We start from the raw sequence: 22,137 nt of genomic DNA on the forward strand, positions 1-22,137 counted from the left end.
AGCAAGAGCGGCTGCAGGCTAATCGCGGGTACCTACCCGACTTCATCATCTGGCGGTTTTTTTTCGCTGCGCCAATCGGTGTTTGCCGTGTCGTCGTAGCCGCTTCTATTACTGTAGAACATCAAGGCCATCAGGCCGCATCCAATAACGAGTGAGAAAACCGTCCCGAGCGCCAAGGCGATCCAACCATGGATCGACATCTCAGCGTCCTCAGCTGACGTCCATGCCATCATCGACCAGACAATTGCGAAGAGCAGCATGGCGAACAGAACGATTAAAACGATGGCCTGACCAAAGTTAATCGTCCGGGATGGATTTTGCTCGCGCATTGCAACCTCCCTGTCGGCACCGTGCCTGTCCGGCTATTAGACACTCCATCGCGACGGATTACAAAAAGCCCGGCCTCCGTTCGACAGCCGGGCAAGTTCCGGAGGCAAACACGACCGGGTCACCCGCTCGTGGGGCTACCCGGACGGTGACGCGCGCGATACCACCCACGCCGATTGCATTGGCTGCTGCTCGAGACAGATCGATGCAACGACCCTTGATAAACGGGCCGCGAGCCGTGATCCGAACTTTTACCGACCGATCATTGGCGTTATCATCGTGACGTGGCTGCCGAAGCGCGTGGTGCGGTGTGCGGCCGCCAGGGCGTAAGTCGAACCGTTCGCCCGAGGCCGTCCCGCGGCCGTGATAGCCATCTCCTACGCCGTATGGCTAGCGATGCAGTTTCCTCCTTGGTCATAGTGAGGTTGAGGGATACGACGCCTTCGAGGAAGTTCTGAGCAGCAGCAGGCCTGACGGAGAGCACGCACAGCCAGGCTGCCGCTAAAAGGCGGGTCATTGAGTTTCCATTTGTGTTGATGCTAGATTTTCCCGGCCGGAGCGATCCCAGGAAGCACACGCGACGGTCGGCCCGCCGCTCAAGGATTCGGCTGAGCGTCGGGCCATTTCATTGGCTGCTATTTGATGGAACGAAATCTATTATTGCCGCTTTTTCCTGCGGTCGGCAGTTGTATGGTGCTGTCGGCCGGGCTCGGCGGCTTCCCCACCCCCAAAACCCAACGCCGCCGAGCCTCCTATGATTGTACTCAGCTGATGTGCCCTGCGCCGCCGGTGACAGGCGATGGCGAAATCCGCTCCGCAAGCCGTGAGAAGCAGCTAACGAATTTCGCCGGTAAGGTTGAGTAGTTAGGTTAAGGAGCGGCTTGTGTTGTGCACATGAACGAAGGGCTTAGCGTCAAAAGTGTCGCGTGACGTTGCCGGACTTGTCGTTCGTACCGGCAACATTTCAATTGCGTGGCACGGGGTCGCTCAATTGCAATATGAGCGGCCCCACTAAGCTAGGCGGATGTTGACCGGAACGTTGTCGATCAGATCTGATTATTTGAGGAGCCGATGGTCGTTCTTCCAAGGTCATACACTCCGGTTTCCGTCGGCCCAGGAAGGATTCCAAGAAGTTTGTTCTTTCCGGCAGCTGGCAGATGATCCCTTAAGCTGTCGCCGGGCTCGGCGGCTCACCATGTCCCTCAACCTCAGGCGGCCGGGCCTTCCATTATATTATTGGGGGCTTGATGAAGCGCCGCCGGAACGAAACCATTTGATCCAATTTTCACGAGCCGGCAGCTTTTGCAGAAGCTGTTGGCCGAGCTGAGCGGCATTCCGCACCGAGTTCAGTGAGGCGGCCGGCGGCGAAATCCCTCCGCCGCCGGGCCGATCCTTCCCGAGGAACGAATTAGTTTGTGCTGACTTTTCACGGAGCCGGAAGCTTTCCTCGGCCCCTCGTCGAACGGCATTCCCATCTCATCTGGGCGATAGGATTCCGGATACTGCGGTACAAAAGCGTCGCCGCTCTCCATTTCGGTTGGGACGCTATGATCCCGAGGAGCGCCGAGACGCATTCGGTTCGGTTGAGCCAGCCCGAGCGTTGCGTGAGCTTGGCCTCGACGTTGAATGAGGGCCCATCCAACGAGCGTTGCGGCCAGAATGAGCGCAGACTTGGCCTGAGGACTTAGCCGGGGATCTCCCAGTTGGCGAAGGCCAAGTCGGCGTCAAACCTTCGGCGACGCGCGAAAGTAGGACCGGTAAAACTCCACGCTAGCCCGCTGAGCGCTTGACATCCCTTGGCGGGCCATTGGCCGCTCGGGATCGATATGCCGCGATAGCCCGATTGGACAACAGAAGGCGGCTCGTGATGCCCTCTCGCATCAGTCTGGCTACGTGAAATGTGAGGAACTGGTTAGCCTCACGAACATCTTCCAAGTCTCCCGAGCGCCGCAGAAAATCGAAAGCGATATCGACGGACTCATCAAGAAGCGCAGCGAGCGAGCCAGTAGTCAGGGTCGCCTCCCGTTATGAAATTGCGAGCTCTTTACGCACGGTCGCGGCAGAGTTGCCAACTTTTTCGACAACGCTTTGCAACTCCTCCTTCGTAACCTTGAGGTGCTTGGTCCAGTATCGAACTCTTGCTGCGACCTTGCGGAGTTTTTTTAAGATCGTCCATAACAGCCTCGATTCGCGTGTTAAACGGCGGACAGCGGCATCAAGTTCCCGCCAAGACCGCTACAGACACATCTGGCGCCAGTCGCGCAGGTTAGCGCTCTGTAAAACGTTACGATCACATAAAGGAGCCGCGCCAACCCAAAGGCCCGCGCGGCGAGTTCGTCTATGCAAGAGTTTGCGTGCATGCAAGGACGTGGGATCAAGAGCTCTAATTGAGCGTTGTTCCAAGCGACTGGTGGTGGGAAAGGTATGCAATTGCGACCCCGCTGCGGACCGGCTGAAGGTCGTCTAATTCCGAAGCCGGGTAGTCGTTGAGACGCCGTTCCCGGTAGGCCCGCAATGCGTCCCGCCTACAAATAATTTTGGTCCCGCTAAAACACCATACGGTTCCCGTCACGTTGCGAGCGTCGCGGGTGCGCCGCGAGCATGTGTCTGCCTTGACGTACTCCCCAATTACAATGGTTGCTTGATTGCCGGAGCAGTCCGGCGAATTTTGCGAGAATACAAGGAGGGAGCCGGTTAGCAGACTTGAACTCGCAGGGACGGCGTTGAGCAGAACGATGCCGCAGCTCGCATTAAGATCAGCAGGCGCCGTGCAATTGCACCAGGCCCTCGCTCTCCGGCTCTGCCACGCGGCCATCAGTGCCTACGCGACCGAGAAGAGACCCCTTGTCATTAGAATTTGCCACTTATTCCCGACTTCTATCGGAACTACCGTGTGTCTTCCTCATTCACGATGACTACAAAAAATGGAGGAATTGATCATGAAGGCGCGTTTCTTATTTAGCACGGCGGTCGGCTTGGTGTTCGCCACCGCAGCAATTGCTCAGTCGCCAAGCGCGACAGCAACCTCCCCTAGCGCACAACAAACGCAGTCCCCGAGCACCTCTTCGCCTACGACTCAGAAGGCGCCCGATACGACCAACGATCGGTCCACGTCCACCTCACCAAGCACATCCACCAGCTCTTCGCAGGCGCAGACGACTGCTCCATCGTCGGCGGCCGGGTCTTCGACATCGCAGCCCCCGCAGGCGCAGACCAACACGCCGCCCGCAACGGCCGGCGGCCAGATGCAGGCTCCGACCAGCGGCGGTACTAACGCTGCAGCGCAGCCAACGACAACGAGTAATACGGCGCAGTCTCCTTCTAACAACGCGGCGCAAGCTCCCTCGACGAACAACAATGCGCAGTCGCAATCGACCAGCGTCAATGCTTCCGTCAATATCAATGACCAGCAGCGCACGCGTGTTACCCAGTCGATTTCTCGGCTCAACGTGCAGCCTCTTAACAACGTTAATTTTTCCCTGACCGTGGGCACCTCTGTTCCCCGCGACACCCGTCTGCAGACGCTTCCCTCTGAGGTCGTCGAAGTCGTACCGCAATATCGAGGCTACAGCTTCTTTGTGGTGCGCGACGAAATCGTCATCGTCGAACCTTCGACCTTGCAAATCGTAACTGTGCTGCCGCGCTCCGGTGGATCAACGGCCGCCGCGCCTGCACCGGCCCGCTCCAAGGTCTCGTTTACCGACAAGGACCGGGACGTTGTGCGCCAGCACGTCAAGACGAGGACAACCGAGCGCCAAACGACCGGCAGTACGGCCAAGACGGTTATCCGCCGCGGCGAGCGTCTACCGGAAACGGTCGAGATTGAAGAATTTCCCGACGTCGTTTACCGAGAAGCTCCTTCACTGCGCGACTACCGCTACATCCACCGCGAAAATCGCACCTATCTGGTCGACCCCGGAGAGCGCGTGGTGATCGACGAAATTGACTGACACGACTTCACAAAGTGAATCGAGGCGGCCAACGGGCCGCCTCTTTTTCGCAATGTCATTACAAAGGCCGAAACCTCGGGTGCGATGGCTGTCATATGGGGGCTCGCGCACTTTTCCGTATTATATTTTGGCAGGTCCTACTCAGACTTCGTGGCGTGTGCCTTATCGGGCAGTGCAGCCAATTGCTGAAGCGCGACCCGACTGTTCAGCGCCGCAAAAGTCTCGCGCGTACTGAAAAAACTGACGGCTTCGTCAAAATCCTCAGCTTCTACAATTTTTGCTCGCGCGATGGCGAGGTCGGAATCGATCTGGCCACGGCTGCGTGGCTCATCAACCAGCGATCTCAAATGGGCCGCGCACAGATCCATGTCCTTACGCAATTCGTGCAGCGAGCTTGCGCCGTAGATCGGTGCCGCCACGGCCAACTCTTTTGCGCGAATCAGTACTTTCGGCGGTAGATTCTGTTCGGGAGTTCCGAATAAGCCGGCGTGCTGGCCTGGCTGCAGAGCGCGCGACGACACGATGGCCAGCGGCATCGACAGCCACAGACCTACGATTACCGGCGTCATCCACAGGAATAGCGGTAGCGACACCGCATAAGCGCTAATCGCCATCAGTACACCGAACACGGTCGGTACCGCGTACTTTCTGACCACTTCGCGGATCGGGACGACGCCGTCGTCGCGGCGCTGGACCTGCCAGCCGGCATCCCGACCAAGCAGAATCTCGCCTACCGCCGACGATTGGAAGATCATCATCACTGGCGCGATCAGGCCGGACAGCAAAGTCTCGACGATGATGCCGGACAAAGCAAGAAAGCCGCCGCCGAACCGCGCTCGATTTTCGGCCTGGGTGAGCAGCAAAACGTAGGCAAGCAGTTTTGGTACGATCAGAAGACCCATCGTGCCGGCGAAGACCCAGGCCGCGCGAACCGGATCTTGGGCTGGCCACTGCGGAAACAGCGAAAATCCCTTTGCGAAATATTCCGGACGCACGAACTGGGCCTGCAGCGAGATGAGAATCCCGAGCACCAGAAACATGAGCCACAGCGGCGCAGTTAAATAAGAACCGATGCCGGTCAGGAGATGCAACCGCGAGACCCAATGAAGCCGCGGCGCTGCCAGCACAGCCAGGTGCTGCAGATTGCCCTGACACCATCGGCGGTCGCGCGCTGCAAAATCGAGGAGCGACGGCGGACATTCCTCGAAACTGCCGCCCAGTTTCGGTGCCATGTGGATCGCCCATCCGGCGCGCCGCATGAAAGCTGCTTCAATGAAGTCATGGCTGAGAATATGGCCGCCGAACGGCTTGCGCCCGGGAAGTTCGGGCAGGCTGGCATGTTCTGCAAAGGCGCGCACGCGGATGATGGCGTTGTGTCCCCAGTAATTGCCTTCCGAGCCGTGCCACCAAGCGATTCCGGAGGCGATTACCGGGCCGTAAAGCCTGCCAGCGAATTGCTGCATCCGTGCGAATAGCGACCGCGCATTGACAACGATAGGCAGCGTCTGGATCAGACCGACGCCGGGATGCTGCTCCATGCCGGCGACCAGGCGCACGATCGTGTCACCAGTCATGAGGCTGTCGGCGTCCAGGATGATCATGTGATCATACCCAGCGCCGAACCGCTTGACCCAATCCTCAATATTTCCCGATTTGCGCGCGGTGTTGCGCATCCTATGGCGATAAAAGATGCGATCGCTGGCAGTCTCGCGGCGCAGTTTCAAAATGGCTTTTTCCTCGGCCACCCAGATTGCAGGGTCAGTGCTGTCACTCAGCACGTACCAGTCGAACTGCGCGGCGTAACCGGTCTCCGATATAGATTCCCACATCGCCCGCAACCGCGCCGTGATCTGATGGGGATCTTCGTTATAGGTCGGTAACAGCATCGCGTTGCGGCTTGAGATCATCGCAAGTGGCGTAAGCGGTTCTATGGCGAGCGGATCCCGTGCGCGCATCAACAGTAGGACGAAGCCGGCCAGTGCCGACATGAACGAGAACGCGACCCAGGCGAACAGCAGTACGAAGAGCGCCAGTACCATGCCTTCGAGGATGGTCACGCCGCCGACCTTCAGCACCTCGAACATCTCGTAGCCGCCGGCCGCGGTCAGGGCCACGGTGCCGAGGAGGATGTAAGCGCGCCGCAGAACAGTCGGCATGGGCCTGAACTGCGCGCGTCGTTGGGAGGAAGCTGGCCCTGCGAGCCCATCCGATATCATCGTCAACGGCATCTCTGGCGGTAGAAACCTCTCGCCCGCGCCGGCCGGCAACGTAGCCGCAGGCACGGTAACCAACGGCATTTGTTTCTTCACATTCATGGTGTCCATCGATAGACCCAAACTTCGGAGATCGCCTGATCGTCCTGCATCAAAGAAGCGCGCAATTCGACCGGCGCCTTACTCTTGACCGGCATCTCGAAACTCAGGCGCCAGCCGCCGTTTTGCGGATTCCGCTGTGTTACGATATTGCGGATTTCAGCCTTTTCGGCCGTGACAACACCTTTGATCTTGGTGGGATCGATGGATTTGAGCTTGTCGCCAATCAGATCGAGCACAAATAGCTTGGTATCGTCCCCGCGCGCACCGATGCCGCTGCGTGAAAAGATCGCCAGCGCCGACGGCTTCGGTTGATCGGGCCCCCAATGCAGGCGGTAGGTAAACGCGAGCTCGCCCTTTGCTGGAAGCGGGTTTTTCGGACGCCAAAAGGTACCGATATTGTCGTGAATCTCTTCCTTGGTTGGAATTTCCAGCAGTTGCACCGATCCCTCGCCCCAATCGCCAATCGGCTCCACCCAGAGACTGGGGCGCCGTTCGAAACTTGATTCGAGATCCTGGTAGTCGGAGAAGTCCTTCTGCCGTTGCATCAGTCCAAAGCCGCGCGGATTTCGGTCTCCGAAAGAGCTGATCTGCAGATCGCGCGGGTTATGCAGGGGTCGCCAGAGCTGCTCGCCTCGCCCGTTGAAAATTGCCAGACCGTCGGAATCGTGCACGGCAGGGCGGAAATCGTCCACTTCCTTACGGTCGTTCGGACCGAAGAAGAACATGCTCGTGATCGCCGCGAGGCCAGTGTTTTTTATTTCCACCCGCGGGTAAATGACCATTTCTACATCGAAAATGGTCGTATCGCCTGGCCGGATGGTGAACCGATAGGCGGCCGCGGCACTTTCACTGTCGAGCAACGCATGCACTACGATCGAGTTGGCGTTGGACGCCGGCTTCTCGATCCAGAAGGACTTGAACTGTGGGAATTCCTCGCCGGCCGCCTCGCCGGTGTTGATGGACAGGCCCCGCGCGGACAAGCCGTATACTTGGCCTTTGGCCACCGCGCGGAAATAGCTGGCGCCGAGAAAAACGCAGACCTCGTCATAGTAATCGGGCTTGTTGATCGGGGCATGCAGCCGGAAGCCGCCGAAGCCTAAGTCGGCGCCGGCCGGCGGGGGCGGCGTAGCGCCAAAGGAGAAATGCTCAGGTTGATAAGGGACTTGGGTCGCCTGGCCATTGGCCACTTCATAGATATCGACGCGATTGGTGTAGAACGAGCCACGATGAAAGAACTGCACCTCGAAGGGCAGCTTCTCGCCGCGCCACAAAGCCTTCTCCGGATTAAAGCGCAGCGCGCGGTATCGGTCGTAGTCCAGATCCTTGAGGGAGTCTGGCAGCTTGTTGTCTGGCGCCTTGAACGCCTTGGCGGCGGCTTCCCGCGCCATTTGCCGCACCACGGCGGCGTCGAACGGCACAGGCCCGGGAGCTGCGCGGGCGCTGCGCGGGATAATCGTCATCAATGGCAAAGCGGCCGAAGCGCCGAGAAGTTGTCTGCGGTTCAAGGTGTCTCCAAACGCCAGAGTGATAGGCAATAACACGCGCTGCACCATCGAGTTCCGCGAGCTGGAACATTCAGCGCTCTGCGCTTGCCTTGATTGCCGGTGTTTCCCGACTCTAGCTCACTAAACGCTGGCGTTTCCCAACCCGCGCTCGGCCGGTGTCAAATGCCAGTCGACGGCGCGCGAACTGACCATAGAACGAGTAAAAATAGCGCTGTCCGGTTGTCGATAGACGTTGAATCACTCGGTCCACGCCGTGCGACGGCGCTAAGTCACCATTCAATGCGGCAGCCAATACGCCCCCTGCCGGATGACTCACGAAAACCCTCAAGATCAGCTTTCAACGACGGACGCAGCGCTTCGACGATGCTGCATTGATCCGCATTAGTGCTGCCAATTTATCCCGCCGGTTGTTCATAATTCCCCGTCGCGTAGCCCGGTTTCTCGCTCGGCCGCCTGACACGCCACACCACTCCGCCCTGACTGCTGAGCTTGACCTCCGGTGAAAAAAATGGCCCGCCGAAGCGGGCCATCGTTGTTATCGGGAACGACCGTACAATTCTCGCTCCTTGCGCACCTGCCCCGCATCGTAGGGCGGGCTTGCCGGGTCATACCCGCTCCAGCCCGACTTCTCCCAGGCCACACGGCGATCATTGAGATTGACTGACGATGGGCTCATCAGCGCCTCGAGGCGCGCGCGATCGGCCTCGCTGACCTTTGCCGAGACCAACGTGCCGCCGCGGCGAACGCCTTCCGCGTAAAGCGGTGCATCTTCCTTGGAGACGCCAGCCTCGGTCAGAGCACCAACAATGCCGCCGGTTGCTGCTCCGGCGGCAGCGCCGACTGCCGTGGCGGCAAGCCATCCTGCCGCGACAACTGGTCCAAGGCCAGGAATTGCAAGCAGCCCTAGTCCGGCTAGAAGGCCCGCAGCGCCGCCGATCCCTGCACCGATTCCCGCACCGGTGCCGGCTGCTTCGGCGCGATCATCGACGCCATCACCGTCGCGGTCCTTCTTGCCGTCGAACCAGCCCTCGGAGTTGTTGGCCACGATACTGATGTCCCCATGAGGAACGCCGGCGGCCTCAAGGCTTCCGACAGCTTTCTGCGCTTCCGTATACGAGTCGTACAAACGTGAAATGGTCACGGTCATGAGATTACCTTCCGGTTACTTTGCTGCGTTGACGTTGCCCTGGAAATCGACGCTGATCGCACTGGTCGAGCCACCCTTGGTCGCTTTGCCGCGCCATACGCCGTTGTCGTCTTTTTTCAGTTCGGTGACGTTCGTGTAGCCAGCCTTTTCGATGGCACTCTTGGCCTGCCCCTCGGTGAAGGAGTTGCGTCCGGCGACCGGCGCATTGGAGTTCTTCTGCTCGCTGTTGACGGCATTGTTGCCCGGACGATCTTTTGCCGCCGGGCTCTGGGCATGGGCTACTCCCGAGATCAGGAGAGCGGCGACACAGATAGTCGAAACGCGTTTCATAGGTCCCTCATAGGTTGGTGTTTGGGATCCTCCAACAAGCTGTTAGCTGACGCGTTCCATTGATTGCCGAAAAAAGGCCTGGACCTACGATAGCGGCGCGACATCCCTTGCTTATGCCATTCTTTCCCGTAACGGCGGATCATATGGCCGGCTTGCGTGCCTGTGTTTGACTCACCGCCACACCATGATCGGGAACTTTCGGCAATTGCGCGGATTGATTGACGCGTTTGCGTCTCGCAAATTTTGCAATTGGAGGATACACCATGAAAACACTTTATCTCGCCGGAACGCTAGCTGCTTTCGCTTGTACCTCGGCCTTCGCTCAAACGACGACGGTTTCCAGCGACTACTACGTGGTGCGCGATGCCACCACCAAGAAGTGCACGATCGTTGATAAGAAGCCAACGACCACGACAACGACGATTGTCGACAACGGAACGTTCAAGACCAGAACGGAAGCCGAAACCGGCATGAAGACCATGAAGGTCTGCACAGAGAACTGACGCGCGTCAGCACCCGTCACTTCGATCGGTGACGGGTGCTTGTGCCGACCGGTCACGGTATCGCGGTTCCGATTAGCGAGAGTCGACGCGACTAATCGCAAGGATGCGCAATCGCATGTCCAGCGCTCCACGACGTCTCGCGCTTGCAGCACATGTCGGCGCGGCTCGAGCCTTAGCGAATGGCAGTGCCAGCCTTCGCGCGTAGCGGAAAGCGGGACACGCATGAATCGATCACTCAATGGGTCCCGTTGCCGAATGCTAATCGAGTGGGCATCACGCCTCTGTTGCAATTTCAGGAGCACATCGATCGATTAAGGGAACCTCCGTCCGCGTGACACATCCCTCGCAGCGAGCGCCAACGCTAAGCGTCGTTCTAAGTTAAGCCTGCGATCTTCTATTGGCGGCTTGAAAATATTATCGCGAGCGACCACGCCTCGATGCTCGTCGGCTTGGATTGCATCGATGTTGCAATCTTCGAACGTGCAGTACGTGAAAGCGACGCTGGTGGTCCCCTCATCGAGCAGTATCTGGCATTTGACGAACTCACAGCAGTCGTATCTCAGGAAAACGGGACGCCCGCGGAAATCCAGTACCCTTCCCTGAAATCTCGTTTGGTAGATGACGTGTTCGTCCGCACCATTGTCTGTGTTCATTTCGCGCCTAGGATTTCTGTTTATAGTTCGGTCATGCATTAGTCGGCTATCGATCCCACTATTTTCTAACGTCAGAAAATCTGACCTTCCACCAGCTCATAGCGGTCAATCCCGGCATGGAGCGTCAGCCGCCTCGGCGATGTCGACAAACAATTCCTCCGACGCCGGATGCGCGTCCAAATCCCCGCGCTCTATATGCAGCTGTCTTCCTCCTCGGCAGCAATCGAGATACCAGGATTTCCCGCTCGTCTATTTCCGCCAGGGCTCATAATAGTCAGCACCACGCTTTCTGAATCACATCCAATAGTTATGATAGGTCATATAAGTCAATGTACTAACGGGTACAAACGTGGCGCGCGGTCCTCGATCACTCGGTTAGAAGCCGTTTCCCCGCCTTCCACACGGCGATGGAAAATGTCGGGATAAAGCGGCAATTCGACGGAACGACCCTAAGCGTTGGCAGTTTTCACTCCGCCAACACACCAGGAGGACGATCATGAAATTCATTTCCACGGCTGCCATTGCAATCGCTTCGCTGGCCTACTTCTCGCCTGCCCTCGCTCAGAATGGAGCGGCGGGCGGAGCCGTCGGCGGCGCAATCGTCGGTGGCGCCGTCGGCGGCCCTGTCGGTGCCGCCGTTGGCGCTGCCGCCGGCGCCACGGCAGGCGGCATTTCCGAGGCCAACCGTCCCCGCTTCCACAGCTACGTCACCGAGCGTCGTCACCCGTCATACCGGTATGACCGCGAGCTACGCGTCGGTGCCGTATTGCCCGACAGCGGCGTCACCTATTATGAAGTTCCGCGAGAGTACGGTTCCACTGCCTATCGCTACACGGTGGTCAACGATCGGACCGTACTGGTCGACCCGGGCACCCATCGTATTGTCGAAGTGATCGACTAAGCGCGCTTTTCGAGGCGGGCCGAAAGGGCCGCCTCGACCAGTTCGACGCGTCTTTGTGGGAGGATCATCTTGCCCATATTTCAATATTTCGTGTGGGTCGGCGCCGTACTGCTGGGAGTTCTATTTGCCATCGGCGAAAGCGACAGCTCTCCGACAAAAAGCTCCTCCGCAAAGGGCTGGAGGCCCACCGATTCACTGCGCAGCATGGCGCATCATCGTCAGCCGGAAGACCCGCCACGTGCCCGGGACGCGGCGTTTCGCATCGTCAAATAATAGATCGGAGGCCCCAAGCCCTGTCTATTCAACGTGCCGTTCCTAGAGACTTAAGCAGGTCGTTGCTTTGTTCAGGAGTTGCTAGAGGTGGATGACTTCCAGCTAATGACGATCATAGCCGAGGCTATTAGCACTTGTGCTATCGAGAACCGCAACGGAGAAAAATTGCCGATAACGAGCGAGCAAGCGACCTGCGTTGCAAAGGTAGTGATCACGGCTCTCTCGCTGGCCGGTTTTGAGATCACGCCGATGGCAAAGACGGCCGGTCCAACCTAATCCGGCGCTGCCAGCGGTAGGCTACACCGGATTGTTGTCCATCCGTCGGCACGGATGTAGTCAAACTTTCCTTCTAAGGCGCGGAGGCGCTCCTGCATCCCCGTCAGGCCCCGGCCGAATTTCGGCTCTAGGGGCGCCCTCGCACCATTATCGGCAACCTCGACCAGAATAGCTTCGTTCGTCACCTCGGTCTTCACGCTCATCTTAGACGCACCGGCATGTTTCAGGACGTTGGTGATGCCTTCCTGCAGCAAACGGTATACGGTCTGAGCGACCACACTGTCCGCCGTGACGATCCGGGGATCGATCTCGAATGTCACGGCCATTTCAGGCACCTGCGTGTGTACGTCACGCAAAAGCTTTTGGATGCTAGCATCGAGACCCAGCTCTTCGATGAGCATTGGTCGCAGCCGCTCAAGAATGCGGCGGTTGGCGATTTGCAAAGCCTCTACCGCCTGCAGCACGCGCTCCTCTCCCATAGACCGGTTGGTGCCGCTGCCGCGGTCGTCGATCATAGCAGTAACGTTAGCCCGGATAGCAAACAGAAGTGGACCAAGTTCATCGTGCAACTCACGCGAGATGTCACGTCGCTCCTCATCTTGGATGGAGATCATCTTTCGTAATAGACTTCGGTTCTCTGAACTGAGGCGACCGAGAGTCAAAGCAAGCTCGTTCACGGACAAGCAGCTTTCCCGAACTTCAGGGGGGCCGGAACAATCGACTTTCTTCGAGAAGTCACCAGTGCGGAGCCGTGCCAGCCCCTCAGCGAGATCGCGTAAGGGCTGCAGCGCTGCGCCAATCGTCACAAACGACAAGAGGCCGGCAAGCAATGCCATGCCGACGAGTGACCCGAGAAGCGAGAGAAAGCCGATCCATTTCTCGTAGATCTGCGCAGAGAGATCTGGTTCGAAAATAAGATCGCCGACCCGGCGACCTTGGACCAGGACGGGAATATGCTGCGCAAGGTCAGGCACGAACAGCGCTTTCACGAACCATTCCGGGACCCTGCCGGACGTCTTGCCCTGCTCCGGTGCATGCACCTCGCCATCACGGCGAAACCGGATCGCATCCGCAGGTGTCGAACCGAGCTGATCGACGAACGCCGCGAGGATTGCGTCGGGTCTTGTGGAGGCCGCGAGAGCGGCGTTCAAACCCGCCGCGACGGTGATCGCCGACCGCGCCGATGGCTCGTTTTCCTCCAAAATTTGATCCGAGGAGAAAATCCATAGCAAAGCGAGGCCGGCAATCAGGGCGCTCAGAAACATGCCGCCCAGCAGCACGCAAATGCGTGCACGCAGCGACAAAGTCGTCCACATTGGAATCATTAAATTGGTCAACCCGGCACCATTCCTCTGGTCAAAGCGTTGAAATCCAATATGCATAGCATAATTGCGAGATTGTCCCGCCGATGGCACAGCCTGTGAAGCTCCTGATTGTCGATGACCACCCCGTCGTGGTGTCGGGCTGCCGTTCGCTGTTTGCGTCGGACCCTACAATATCCATCGATGAGGCGGTCGATGAGAAATCGGGGCACCGCGCCTATCTATCTAAACGACCCGACGTGACGATCATCGACATCAATCTGCCGGATCTTTCCGGCTTCGAGTTGATGCGTCGTATCCGCAAGGATGATCCCGACGCGCGTATTATCATGTTCAGCATGAATGACGATCCAGCCTTTGTAGTCCGAGCCATCGAGCTCGGTGCCCAAGGCTATGTCTCTAAGGGCGACGATCCGCGCCTGCTCATCAAGGCAGTACGCAAAGTGGCCGCGGGTGAGAACTTCATTTCTCCGCATCTCGCCAAGACAGTAACGTTCTCAGGCGCTGCTATCCGGGCAAATCCGGCCACCAGCATGTCGGCCCGGGAACTGGAAATTCTTCGGCTCCTCGGCCGGGGCGACAAGATCGTTGAGGTCGCCGACGCGCTCGGCATCTCCTACAAGACGGTAGCAAATACCACGTCCCTACTGAAGCAGAAGCTGGGCGCACGGAACCACTCCGATCTTATCCGTATAGCCGTCGAGATGGGCTTAAATTAGAGTTCTTCACGATCAAGTCTTGGCCTTCTTTCGGCACAGCTCCCATCAGCCGCAGGCTTAAAGCCTAAGGACGTGGATCGACAAGTGGCTAGCGTTCCTATGACATGGGAGAAAGTGCCGCCACAGTCTTAGGGAGGCGCGACGCCTGTCGCCGGATCCGCGCGAAATTGCGGAAACGCTGCTGCATTGCGTGCGTGGGCGCAGCGCAACAACAGCGCCAGGCGCGGAACGAGTGGCGGACGCTTAATCGCGTCCGCCGGACTTATCACCAATGATGACGATGACCGCGGCCGCGGCTCCAGCCGTAATGATGCCCGCGCCCGCGGGACCAGCCGTAATGATGTCCGCGTCCACCACGATGCATGTGGCCATGACCATGACCGTGGCCGCCCTTTATCTCGATCGCATCGCCCGAAGCTGTCATCGGCGCTAGCGGCATAGCGGCCACGGCCGCTCCACTTCCCGCCGTCAGCAAAAGGGCCGCGACCCCGGCGATTATCATCCGTTTCATATTGCTCTCCTTTGACCGCACCATGCGGCCGTTGACACAAATTCCCGGGCTGCGATGGGTTCCTGAGCTCGGCGTTACGAAGACAACAGCTGGCATCAGCGCATCTTTTTGGAATATGGCGCCGCCCGTATTGCTTCTTTTACCCGGAATCGTCATCCAAGAACGGAACCAAGAAACTGCTTTCGCTGTTGTTGCGCAAGACCGAATGAGCGGTCTCGACAGTGGAGGTCATAAAATGAATAGGAGATTGATGGGATCGGCTGCGGCCATTGCCTTGATTGCCACGACTGCTTTCGCTCTGGCGCAGGGCGGCGGCGCGAGCGGATCAAAGGGCGGCGATGCACCTGCCGCATCAGCACCGCGGGCCGGCGAGGCTCCTTCGACCAACATGCCCGCTGCAAAGGGGACGGCAAGTGACGGCAAGTCGATGACCGATTCCAGGTCTGCACCTGATGCCAAGGCCGCCTCCGACCAGAAGGCCGCGCCTACCAAACCAGCAACGACCGCCCAGGATAAGCCTGCCGTCGCTCCGTCGGATAAAGCCGGGACCTCTGCGCAAGAGCGCACCGACACAAAGGGCGCGAAGTCCGCGACGGACACCAAGTCGACAACTGATACCAAGGCTGCCACTGACGCTAAGACCGGCGACGGCAAGGCCGGCTCCGCGTCTACGACGGGCAATGCCGCGACGTCTGCAACCGTTGCCCTTCCTGCTGAAAAGCGCACGCAGATCACTAGTGCGATCCGGCAAGAAAAGGTCGAGGAAGTTCGCAATGTGAACTTCAACATCTCAGTAGGCGTGACGGTACCGTCTACAGTGCGCGTGCACCCGCTCCCAACGCGAGTGATCGAAATCTATCCAGAATGGCGCGGATACGACTTCATTCTGGTCAATGGTCGTTACGTTATCCTTCGACCGCAGACGCATGAGATCGTCTACATCATCGAAGGTTAGGCCCGGCGCCGCCTTGTGGCGCTAGACACTCGTTCCTCGTTCACTCTACTGCCCCGGGTCCACATCCGCGGGCAGTTTTTTTTGGCCTTGTGCGGATCAATGCAGCTACAGCGGAACGATTGCCACTTTATCCCGTTGGCGTCTCGGTTGAACAAGGGAGCTTGAAGATGAAGTTATCAACTTACGCATTTGCCGCTGCCGTCGTGGCGACCATAACTACCCCGACCTTTGCAAGTGCGCAGGACGTGCGCGTTCGCATCGGCGAGGATCACGGAATGTCCCGCGACTATGACCGCGGCTACCGCGGCCCTCGCGCGGAATATCGCCGCGATCATGGATGGCACCGCGGCTGGCGCAATCGCGACCGGGTGGTAGTGATTAAGCAGCGCCGTCATCGTTGGGATTGATCCTAGGAAGTGGCCCGCATGGGCCACCTCCTCCTTTTCTGACAAGGTTATCCGCATGACTTTTCTAAAGACATTCGATCGACGTGCAGCTGGCTTAATAATTTTCGCTGGTTCCATCACGTTAGCATTTGCGACCCAGGGCTCCGCGGTGCCTAATGCCCCCGCAGGAGCTTCTGACGCGCTAATCGCATTAGGCAGAGCGCCTATGGACCAAGACGCCGCACGGGTTTCGCAAACTGCTGCCGATAGCGTGTGCGAAAAGCAAAACTGGCCATACTACTCCGAAGAATGCCTGCGCGGCGAAGGCGGCGGATCCGCTCCGCGTCAAGTTCACCTACAACCGGCTGCTGTCGAGCCGGCGAAGCCGACACCTATCCTCGCCTCTACAAACACCGCCGAGCGCAAGCCAACTGAGCTCCGCCAAGTCACAGAAACGCCCCGCCGGCGTAAGATGCGCCAGACGCCGCACTATGCAAGCCGGCGCATTTCAAGGCCACAAGTGATGCAACGTGAGGATTCCGAGCAACTACCCTTGACCTGGTGAGCTTGCTACAGCGTTTGCGCGTAATGATTGTTGGGCTATTGAGCGTCACGTTATCCATGGGTGCCAAGAAATGTCGCGCCTGGCGTGCCCGAGCGCTCGAGCAATAAATTACCATCGCCTTGAATTTGCACGGCATGTTGTGGAAGGTCGCACCGGCAAATGGATTCAATAGTGTCAAACAACGAACGTCGCAGCGGATTTTCCCGCTTTTTTGGAGACCTTGCTAACAAGACTTCTCAACTCGCGGGTCGAGCCACGACGTTCATCGTCGCAGCCGCCGTCGTGATCATCTGGGCCGTGACCGGTCCTCTGTTCGGTTACTCGGACACGTGGCAGCTTGTCATCAACACGGGGACGACGATTGTGACGTTCTTGATGGTCTTTCTCATCCAGAACTCTCAGAACCGAGACAGCGCCGCCATTCAGGTGAAGCTAGACGAACTCATCCGAACGAGTGCCGCTCATAACTCATTCGTCGGCATCGAGCATCTGACCGACGAGGAATTAGAGGATATCCGGACCAAGTGCGAGGCACGCGCTGCTGCCGAGAAGGTCGGTGAAAGGACTGTGCAACGCATGGGCGAGAAAGCTCGCGAAGCCGCGGACGCCGCCGGGTCCTGATGGACGGATGATGCGGGTTCCGTCCTGGCTTCGCAATCCCCCTCATCGTAACTTTCGTCGTCGGCATGTCCATGCGCCGGCTCAGGACTAGACGACGCTCGGCATCCTGCCGACCCGTTCACGGGCCGGGGTGTCAAGTTCGCCGCAACCTACAACGAAGCAAGTTGGTCAATCCGCATCGGCTAGCCTCCGAACACGAACCGCAGGACTGTCACGATGGTCGCGGAAATGAGGAATGAAATCGCGAGCAGTGTCCAATTCGGCCTTGTGCTTCCTTGAGCCCATCCAGCGAGCATTTTCATGCCCGTCAACATTCGTCTTGGGGAAGCCGGCGCAGGTGCGCTATGCCGAAGCTGGCGAGTTCTTCGGTATCGCTTTCTCGCGTTTCACCACTCCTGTGCAGATAGCGCTCCAGCAGGCAGCGGCGGCTGTCCTGTGTATCGACGTCGGGATGCGCCGCCCTGTACACCGTCCATGCTGTCTCTGCCGCCCTTCTCACCGCCACTTCGTCAACCATTCTCGCTCCGGCGATTGCTTACAGTCGGTGCCAACTCAGCACGACGGCGAAAGTTGCCAGTTCTTCCCGAAACGTCGGCCATAGCGGAGAAGCGCGCGGTGTGTCGCCGTAAATTGACGTTCAATAGATCAGTACATTTTTGTCCCGCAGCCCGGACTGGGCATCCATTTGAAAGATGGTAGCTCATCGTTTTGCTCCTCGACGGCCCGGAAGCGCCGCCGTGGTGCTGGAGGCTAAGGACCGCCGCGAACGATCAATCAAGGAGCTAGCAGGCCTATTCGCCGTTTGGACGCGAGGTCGTTTTTACCGCCCGAAGGCCATCCCGACGGGCGCCTTCGGCCACAATCATCTTTTTCCCGGTTGGGGAATACGTTGGAGGCCGAGAAGACACAAGCGAGCGATGAGGATGCGCCGCAGCCCCTGGCGGCAGGTAGAGCCACCGTCACTTAAGGCCGCGAGCCTCAACGCGTCGGGAACAATAAGCAATATTCGAGAGTTTGAAAACGCAGGGCAAAAAAGTCGATTCATGCAGCAGACGGCCGAGCGATGCTTTTGAATACAGCGGTGAGGACTGCAGGCTCTGACGGTAACAAAACGAGGAGAAGAACGATGAATGGTTTGATTTATCTGGTGGGATTAATCGTCGTCATCTTGGCCGTGTTGTCATTCTTCGGGTTGCGCTGAGATGGTTGAATCGATTGAACCTGGCGCAGCTTCCGTTGAAGTCCCCTCAAGGTATTTGAGCTGGACGCCCGTAATCCTCGGTGCCCTCATAGCGACCGCGCTTTCGTCAATTCTGCTGGCCTTTGGCGTAACGATCGGACTTGGCGTTTCATCGACGGCTCCGACTTGGCGGGACGCCTCCGCTGCGCTTTGGATATTGTCGGGACTTTATCTCATTCTCCAAGCCGCGCTGAGTTTCGGAGTGGGAGGCTATATTGCAGGGCGGACAAATGTCGGTCTGGCTGCTTTGGATACCGCCGAAATTGAACAGCGCGATGGTCTACATGGACTCGCTGCGTGGGCGCTTGCCGTTGTTCTCGGCGTAGCGCTTGCGGCCTTCATTGGAAGCGCGACACTAACGCGGCCGAACAGTAACTCATCGTCAGCACGCACCAGCGCTGCGGAGCCTTTGCTAAGCTACGAGATCGACCGCCTGTTCAGGCCCTTGCGTCGCGCCGCAAACGTAGACCTTCTGCAGGAACGTGCGGAGGCGGGAAGAATTCTCTTGACCTCGTCGAGCCACTCGGGAATGAGCAGCGAGGATCGATCTTATCTTGCTCAACTCGTTGCCGCGAACACCGGTCTCGCCGGCGCAGAGGCGGAAAAACGGGTCGATGCCGCGATTGCAACCTCTCAAGCGTCGATAGCCAAATCTCGACGGAGTTCAGTGATCCTGGCCTTCTCCGTCGCGGCGGCCATATTGCTGGGCGCGGTGATCGCGGTGGCCGCCGGCAGCGTCGGCGGCAGCCACCGCGACGGTGCAGCGATGCCGCATTGGATGGGTGCTCGCGGATCTGGAGCTGCCTATCGACGTGAGGTCGCGTGAGTTAGGTGGAACGTAGTAGATCGAATTGAATGCGCCGATCTTCTCGCTAACCTTGGCTGCCGCAAGTCTTGTACTGAACAGCGGCTAAGGCGGACGACGGGGGCTTTAGATTTCGCTTGGATTTATTTGGCCAAGCCGTTCGATGGCGCGTATGACGCCTGTGGGCGAAACCTGAAGCAAGCCGTCTACGCGAGCCACATGCGGGCTGGAGGTCACACACAGCAAGGCCCTCAACCTCACAATGGCCTTGCGCCAAGACCGGCCGTTTCGCCGGTCGGGTGTTGTAAGACGACGAGTTGCCTTTCGTTGCCGCGTGGATTCGCCACTGCTGACGGGCGCGATCTGGTGAACCCTCTAATCGAGTAATTCTTGCTTAGACGCGGCTCAACTCATTATTTCGTTGCCTGCGCGCGAGCTTCGCGGCGCTGAAGGTGAACTACATCAATGCCGGGGATTGGCTAGAGGTTAATTAACTCCAGCGCAGAACGCCTTGACTTAAAAATGATTTCTGCCGTATGGGCCCCTCCCGCGGACCACGATCTTTGGACCATTACTGATGTTGTGACGGCAAAGGCACCTCCTCGGTTGTTAGTAGCTAGCGTTGTTCATATGGAAATCTTTCATTTTGCGGAGCCCTTCAAGAAGGATCACAAAGTTACTGCGGCACTGGCCGGAAGATCCACTCGCGCCACACGGTCAGTAGTGCTGCCATAATGACAGGCCCTAGGAATAAGCCGAACAGGCCAAACGCAGCAATACCTCCGAAGATACCAACAAATGCTAGAAGAAAGGGAAGTCGCGCCGAACCACCGACCAGAGTGGGCCATACGAAGTGATCGCCAGCAAGCATAACGATCGCACCCCATAGAAACACCCCAGCGGCCGCAAACCCACTGCCTTCCCCGGAGAGCAAAACTAATGCCGCCGCGGTGAAAGCCAACCAGGCTCCGAACGGTAACATCGCGAATGCTATGGTTATTATAGTAAACATCACGGGGGTCGGTACGCCGGCGACCAAGAATCCGATACCAATAAGCAATCCTTCGCCCACAGCGACGAGAATTGTACCGTTGACCGTGCCGCGCGTCGCTTCGACCATTTTCTCGACGAGTCCCTCTCCTGGATCGCCGATAAGGCGGTCGCACGTCTCGAGGAAACGGCTCGTGACAGCGCGACCATTACGGAGGAGGAAATACAAGGTCAGAAGCGAGAACAGCAACAGAAAAAGACGATGAAGCAGCTGTGAGCCGAATGTTTTAAACAACTCCGACGCATTATCCGCGTTAACAGTTTGAAGCCATGCCGCTGCAGCTTTTGGATCCGAGAGGTTGGCGCGCCACCAAGTTTGCAGAGTTTCCGCAACGAGCGGTAGACGCGCGACCCAATCCGGCACCTCAACACCGCTCTCGCGGGCTTGCTTTAGCCACCTCACAAGAACGTCGCCTTGCTGCGCGATTTGGTAGATGGCAAGTGACAGCGGGGTGAACAGCACCAAAGCCACGATTGCGGTGAAGATGAACGCTGCCAGACTTGAATGACCTGACGAAAAGCGCGCCGCAAACTTAAGATACAGCGGCCACAGGGCAACTGCGAGAATGGTGGCCCATATCAGGGCCGGCAGAAAAGCTGAGGCGGTCCATGTCCCGAGGCCGAAAAGGACCAGGGCAAGCACGACCCGGGAGTTCCTACGCGCGTCAGCTCCTAAAGGTAGCGGCTTTCGCTCTGCTTTGGGTGACGCTTGTTCGATGTGCACCATCCGTCGCTTGCGCAACGCTTCCGTTCCGGCCTTTTCTACCATCCATCACGCCCCCGTTTATCGGGGAAGAACAAAAAAGACTGTCGTTCAGTTCCAATCGGGAAAATGTTGCAATGCCATGAACGAGCACCGGATTTCGATTCTGAGGGGCGGACGTTCGAATCGCTCCGAGGCCAACATGAATTGCCCAGCAAAATTCAGCTACTTCGCTCGGTATCGGCTTCGTTCTTTTGCAGATTTACGTGCTGCATCTCGTATCTGCTAAACCCCTTCGATTCGGGCTTTCCCTTTTAGTCACGATGAGTGCACGCAATACGGTATTAGCGAATCGCTCTATGCGCGGTAACGCCGTCGATGCGGCAAAATGCTGTGACGACACCTCCTGAAAACCAATCCATCCTGAGGTTCGCCGAACGGCCCGATGCCCCCCAAGGCTAGGGTTCGAGCGCGTGGCGGGGCCGTCTTCGTGGTTGTCGACGGTCCCGCTGTTCGTGCGCGGCCGCTATCGTCTCGTCAGCAAAATAGAACTGAACCTCTGCGACAGCTCGCCGCACCTATGAAGGCCAGCAACACAGGAGGCCATCATGCCAGTCGCACTGAAGCAGCCAACGCCCTCGATCGTCACAGCACCCACAACGTCGCCTTGGATGCATCTTGTCTGGTTCGGGGCGGCCGGACTGTTCGTATCGATCCTTGCAATGACCTACGGCTTGGATCTCAGCCCGGGTTTCTTCTGAGCAAAGGAGAACCGCCGGGGGACTGGGAAACCGGCGGATCGATATTTCAGTCAGTTCGCCGCAATCAGCCGACGCGCAGGTTTTCTGCCGACGTCTTTCCGCGGTTTTCCTGCTCTTCGTAGCTGACCTTGGCACCCTCGTTGAGCGTGCTCAGCCCCGCCCGTTCCACGGCCGAAATATGCACAAACACGTCCTTGCCACCTGTGTCCGGCTGAATGAAGCCGAAGCCCTTGGTCGCGTTAAACCACTTTACGGTACCAGTCGCCACATCGCTCTCCCTACGGCTATCGGCACAACGTCGCATGAAGCCACCGAGAGT

General features: G+C 58.2%; 21 protein-coding genes and 1 pseudogene. 10 read left to right on the forward strand and 12 right to left on the reverse strand.

Annotated features, from left to right (window positions below):
- Nucleotides 1-32: 32 nt before the first annotated feature.
- From AB7828_RS14590 to AB7828_RS14600, 3 genes and pseudogenes are all read right to left on the reverse strand, one after another.
- Nucleotides 33-329, reverse strand: coding sequence for a hypothetical protein (locus tag AB7828_RS14590; RefSeq protein ID WP_120286796.1), 297 nt, complete (start codon nucleotides 327-329; stop codon nucleotides 33-35).
- Nucleotides 330-387: 58 nt separating this feature from the next.
- Nucleotides 388-684, reverse strand: a pseudogene (locus tag AB7828_RS14595) (RlpA-like double-psi beta-barrel domain-containing protein); the annotation flags it as partial.
- Nucleotides 685-2,352: 1,668 nt separating this feature from the next.
- The gene (locus AB7828_RS14600) at nucleotides 2,353-2,508 is read right to left on the reverse strand and encodes a DUF3606 domain-containing protein (protein ID WP_441232245.1); all 156 of its coding nucleotides are present in this window, start codon (nucleotides 2,506-2,508) and stop codon (nucleotides 2,353-2,355) included.
- Between the two features lie 758 nt (nucleotides 2,509-3,266).
- Between AB7828_RS14600 and AB7828_RS14605 the strand changes: the two genes are divergently transcribed.
- Nucleotides 3,267-4,277: a DUF1236 domain-containing protein gene (locus tag AB7828_RS14605; protein ID WP_441230489.1), complete on the forward strand. Its 1,011-nt coding sequence runs from the start codon at nucleotides 3,267-3,269 to the stop codon at nucleotides 4,275-4,277.
- Nucleotides 4,278-4,414: 137 nt separating this feature from the next.
- Here the strand turns inward: AB7828_RS14605 and mdoH are convergent, their stop codons facing one another.
- The 4 genes from mdoH to AB7828_RS14625 form a co-directional block, all read right to left on the reverse strand.
- Nucleotides 4,415-6,574: a glucans biosynthesis glucosyltransferase MdoH gene (gene mdoH, locus AB7828_RS14610; protein ID WP_439068996.1), complete on the reverse strand. Its 2,160-nt coding sequence runs from the start codon at nucleotides 6,572-6,574 to the stop codon at nucleotides 4,415-4,417.
- Between the two features lie 14 nt (nucleotides 6,575-6,588).
- Nucleotides 6,589-8,052, reverse strand: coding sequence for a glucan biosynthesis protein G (locus tag AB7828_RS14615; RefSeq protein WP_309943909.1), 1,464 nt, complete (start codon nucleotides 8,050-8,052; stop codon nucleotides 6,589-6,591).
- Nucleotides 8,053-8,632: 580 nt separating this feature from the next.
- On the reverse strand, nucleotides 8,633-9,244 hold the full coding sequence (locus AB7828_RS14620; RefSeq protein WP_120286800.1) for a hypothetical protein: 612 nt from the start codon (nucleotides 9,242-9,244) through the stop codon (nucleotides 8,633-8,635).
- Nucleotides 9,245-9,259: 15 nt separating this feature from the next.
- Nucleotides 9,260-9,574, reverse strand: a complete 315-nt coding sequence (locus tag AB7828_RS14625; protein ID WP_068738741.1) for a hypothetical protein — start codon at nucleotides 9,572-9,574, stop codon at nucleotides 9,260-9,262.
- A gap of 263 nt (nucleotides 9,575-9,837) precedes the next feature.
- Between AB7828_RS14625 and AB7828_RS14630 the strand changes: the two genes are divergently transcribed.
- From AB7828_RS14630 to AB7828_RS14640, 3 genes are all read left to right on the forward strand, one after another.
- Nucleotides 9,838-10,077, forward strand: a complete 240-nt coding sequence (locus tag AB7828_RS14630; protein WP_068738743.1) for a hypothetical protein — start codon at nucleotides 9,838-9,840, stop codon at nucleotides 10,075-10,077.
- Between the two features lie 1,149 nt (nucleotides 10,078-11,226).
- On the forward strand, nucleotides 11,227-11,631 hold the full coding sequence (locus AB7828_RS14635) for a DUF1236 domain-containing protein (protein WP_068738747.1): 405 nt from the start codon (nucleotides 11,227-11,229) through the stop codon (nucleotides 11,629-11,631).
- Between the two features lie 360 nt (nucleotides 11,632-11,991).
- Nucleotides 11,992-12,180 (forward strand): hypothetical protein, encoded by a 189-nt coding sequence (locus AB7828_RS14640; protein WP_139069975.1) that lies wholly within the window; start codon nucleotides 11,992-11,994, stop codon nucleotides 12,178-12,180.
- On the opposite strand, the gene AB7828_RS14645 is transcribed toward AB7828_RS14640, so the two are convergent.
- A complete protein-coding gene (locus AB7828_RS14645) occupies nucleotides 12,177-13,517 on the reverse strand; it encodes an ATP-binding protein (RefSeq protein WP_158596707.1) in 1,341 nt (446 codons plus the stop codon). The two genes, AB7828_RS14640 and AB7828_RS14645, sit on opposite strands and share 4 nt — an antisense overlap.
- A gap of 71 nt (nucleotides 13,518-13,588) precedes the next feature.
- On the opposite strand from AB7828_RS14645, the gene AB7828_RS14650 reads away from it, so the two are divergent.
- Nucleotides 13,589-14,221, forward strand: a complete 633-nt coding sequence (locus AB7828_RS14650; protein ID WP_081422136.1) for a response regulator transcription factor — start codon at nucleotides 13,589-13,591, stop codon at nucleotides 14,219-14,221.
- A 243-nt stretch (nucleotides 14,222-14,464) separates the two neighbouring features.
- On the opposite strand, the gene AB7828_RS14655 is transcribed toward AB7828_RS14650, so the two are convergent.
- Nucleotides 14,465-14,593 (reverse strand): hypothetical protein, encoded by a 129-nt coding sequence (locus AB7828_RS14655; protein ID WP_286144418.1) that lies wholly within the window; start codon nucleotides 14,591-14,593, stop codon nucleotides 14,465-14,467.
- Between the two features lie 161 nt (nucleotides 14,594-14,754).
- Here AB7828_RS14655 and AB7828_RS14660 point away from each other — a divergent pair, with 161 nt between their 5' ends.
- From AB7828_RS14660 to AB7828_RS14670, 3 genes are all read left to right on the forward strand, one after another.
- Complete coding sequence (locus AB7828_RS14660) at nucleotides 14,755-15,687, forward strand: DUF1236 domain-containing protein (protein WP_439068589.1); 933 nt, start codon at nucleotides 14,755-14,757, stop codon at nucleotides 15,685-15,687.
- A 167-nt stretch (nucleotides 15,688-15,854) separates the two neighbouring features.
- A complete protein-coding gene (locus AB7828_RS14665; protein WP_081422159.1) occupies nucleotides 15,855-16,094 on the forward strand; it encodes a hypothetical protein in 240 nt (79 codons plus the stop codon).
- Between the two features lie 703 nt (nucleotides 16,095-16,797).
- A complete protein-coding gene (locus tag AB7828_RS14670; RefSeq protein WP_068738758.1) occupies nucleotides 16,798-17,259 on the forward strand; it encodes a low affinity iron permease family protein in 462 nt (153 codons plus the stop codon).
- 307 nt (nucleotides 17,260-17,566) lie between these two features.
- Here AB7828_RS14670 and AB7828_RS14675 read toward each other — a convergent pair whose 3' ends face one another.
- A complete protein-coding gene (locus AB7828_RS14675) occupies nucleotides 17,567-17,776 on the reverse strand; it encodes a hypothetical protein (protein ID WP_120286804.1) in 210 nt (69 codons plus the stop codon).
- 685 nt (nucleotides 17,777-18,461) lie between these two features.
- Between AB7828_RS14675 and AB7828_RS14680 the strand changes: the two genes are divergently transcribed.
- Entirely contained in the window at nucleotides 18,462-19,325 is an 864-nt protein-coding gene (locus AB7828_RS14680) for a hypothetical protein (RefSeq protein WP_120286805.1), read from the forward strand.
- A 655-nt stretch (nucleotides 19,326-19,980) separates the two neighbouring features.
- Here the strand turns inward: AB7828_RS14680 and AB7828_RS14685 are convergent.
- Complete coding sequence (locus tag AB7828_RS14685; protein WP_439068590.1) at nucleotides 19,981-20,997, reverse strand: AI-2E family transporter; 1,017 nt, start codon at nucleotides 20,995-20,997, stop codon at nucleotides 19,981-19,983.
- A 668-nt stretch (nucleotides 20,998-21,665) separates the two neighbouring features.
- Here AB7828_RS14685 and AB7828_RS14690 point away from each other — a divergent pair.
- Entirely contained in the window at nucleotides 21,666-21,818 is a 153-nt protein-coding gene (locus AB7828_RS14690; protein WP_158596709.1) for a hypothetical protein, read from the forward strand.
- A 64-nt stretch (nucleotides 21,819-21,882) separates the two neighbouring features.
- Here the strand turns inward: AB7828_RS14690 and AB7828_RS14695 are convergent, their stop codons facing one another.
- Nucleotides 21,883-22,086 carry a cold-shock protein gene (locus AB7828_RS14695; protein WP_068738889.1) on the reverse strand — a complete coding sequence of 68 codons (204 nt, stop codon included), beginning with the start codon at nucleotides 22,084-22,086 and terminating at the stop codon, nucleotides 21,883-21,885.
- Nucleotides 22,087-22,137: the final 51 nt, after the last annotated feature.

This window comes from Tardiphaga sp. 215_C5_N2_1, from assembly GCF_052076055.1.
Lineage (GTDB): Bacteria > Pseudomonadota > Alphaproteobacteria > Rhizobiales > Xanthobacteraceae > Tardiphaga > Tardiphaga robiniae.

What these genes read in the sequence shown, in the direction of transcription:
- AB7828_RS14590 (WP_120286796.1), bottom strand. Translation starts at nt 329, where the DNA reads ATGCGCGAGCAAAATCCATCCCGGACGATTAACTTTGGTCAGGCCATC.
- AB7828_RS14605 (WP_441230489.1), top strand. Translation starts at nt 3,267, where the DNA reads ATGAAGGCGCGTTTCTTATTTAGCACGGCGGTCGGCTTGGTGTTCGCC.
- mdoH (WP_439068996.1), bottom strand. Translation starts at nt 6,574, where the DNA reads ATGCCGTTGGTTACCGTGCCTGCGGCTACGTTGCCGGCCGGCGCGGGC.
- AB7828_RS14615 (WP_309943909.1), bottom strand. Translation starts at nt 8,052, where the DNA reads ATGACGATTATCCCGCGCAGCGCCCGCGCAGCTCCCGGGCCTGTGCCG.
- AB7828_RS14620 (WP_120286800.1), bottom strand. Translation starts at nt 9,244, where the DNA reads ATGACCGTGACCATTTCACGTTTGTACGACTCGTATACGGAAGCGCAG.
- AB7828_RS14625 (WP_068738741.1), bottom strand. Translation starts at nt 9,574, where the DNA reads ATGAAACGCGTTTCGACTATCTGTGTCGCCGCTCTCCTGATCTCGGGA.
- AB7828_RS14630 (WP_068738743.1), top strand. Translation starts at nt 9,838, where the DNA reads ATGAAAACACTTTATCTCGCCGGAACGCTAGCTGCTTTCGCTTGTACC.
- AB7828_RS14635 (WP_068738747.1), top strand. Translation starts at nt 11,227, where the DNA reads ATGAAATTCATTTCCACGGCTGCCATTGCAATCGCTTCGCTGGCCTAC.
- AB7828_RS14650 (WP_081422136.1), top strand. Translation starts at nt 13,589, where the DNA reads ATGGCACAGCCTGTGAAGCTCCTGATTGTCGATGACCACCCCGTCGTG.
- AB7828_RS14655 (WP_286144418.1), bottom strand. Translation starts at nt 14,593, where the DNA reads ATGGCCACATGCATCGTGGTGGACGCGGACATCATTACGGCTGGTCCC.
- AB7828_RS14660 (WP_439068589.1), top strand. Translation starts at nt 14,755, where the DNA reads ATGCGGCCGTTGACACAAATTCCCGGGCTGCGATGGGTTCCTGAGCTC.
- AB7828_RS14665 (WP_081422159.1), top strand. Translation starts at nt 15,855, where the DNA reads ATGAAGTTATCAACTTACGCATTTGCCGCTGCCGTCGTGGCGACCATA.
- AB7828_RS14670 (WP_068738758.1), top strand. Translation starts at nt 16,798, where the DNA reads ATGGATTCAATAGTGTCAAACAACGAACGTCGCAGCGGATTTTCCCGC.
- AB7828_RS14675 (WP_120286804.1), bottom strand. Translation starts at nt 17,776, where the DNA reads ATGGTTGACGAAGTGGCGGTGAGAAGGGCGGCAGAGACAGCATGGACG.
- AB7828_RS14680 (WP_120286805.1), top strand. Translation starts at nt 18,462, where the DNA reads ATGGTTGAATCGATTGAACCTGGCGCAGCTTCCGTTGAAGTCCCCTCA.
- AB7828_RS14690 (WP_158596709.1), top strand. Translation starts at nt 21,666, where the DNA reads ATGCCAGTCGCACTGAAGCAGCCAACGCCCTCGATCGTCACAGCACCC.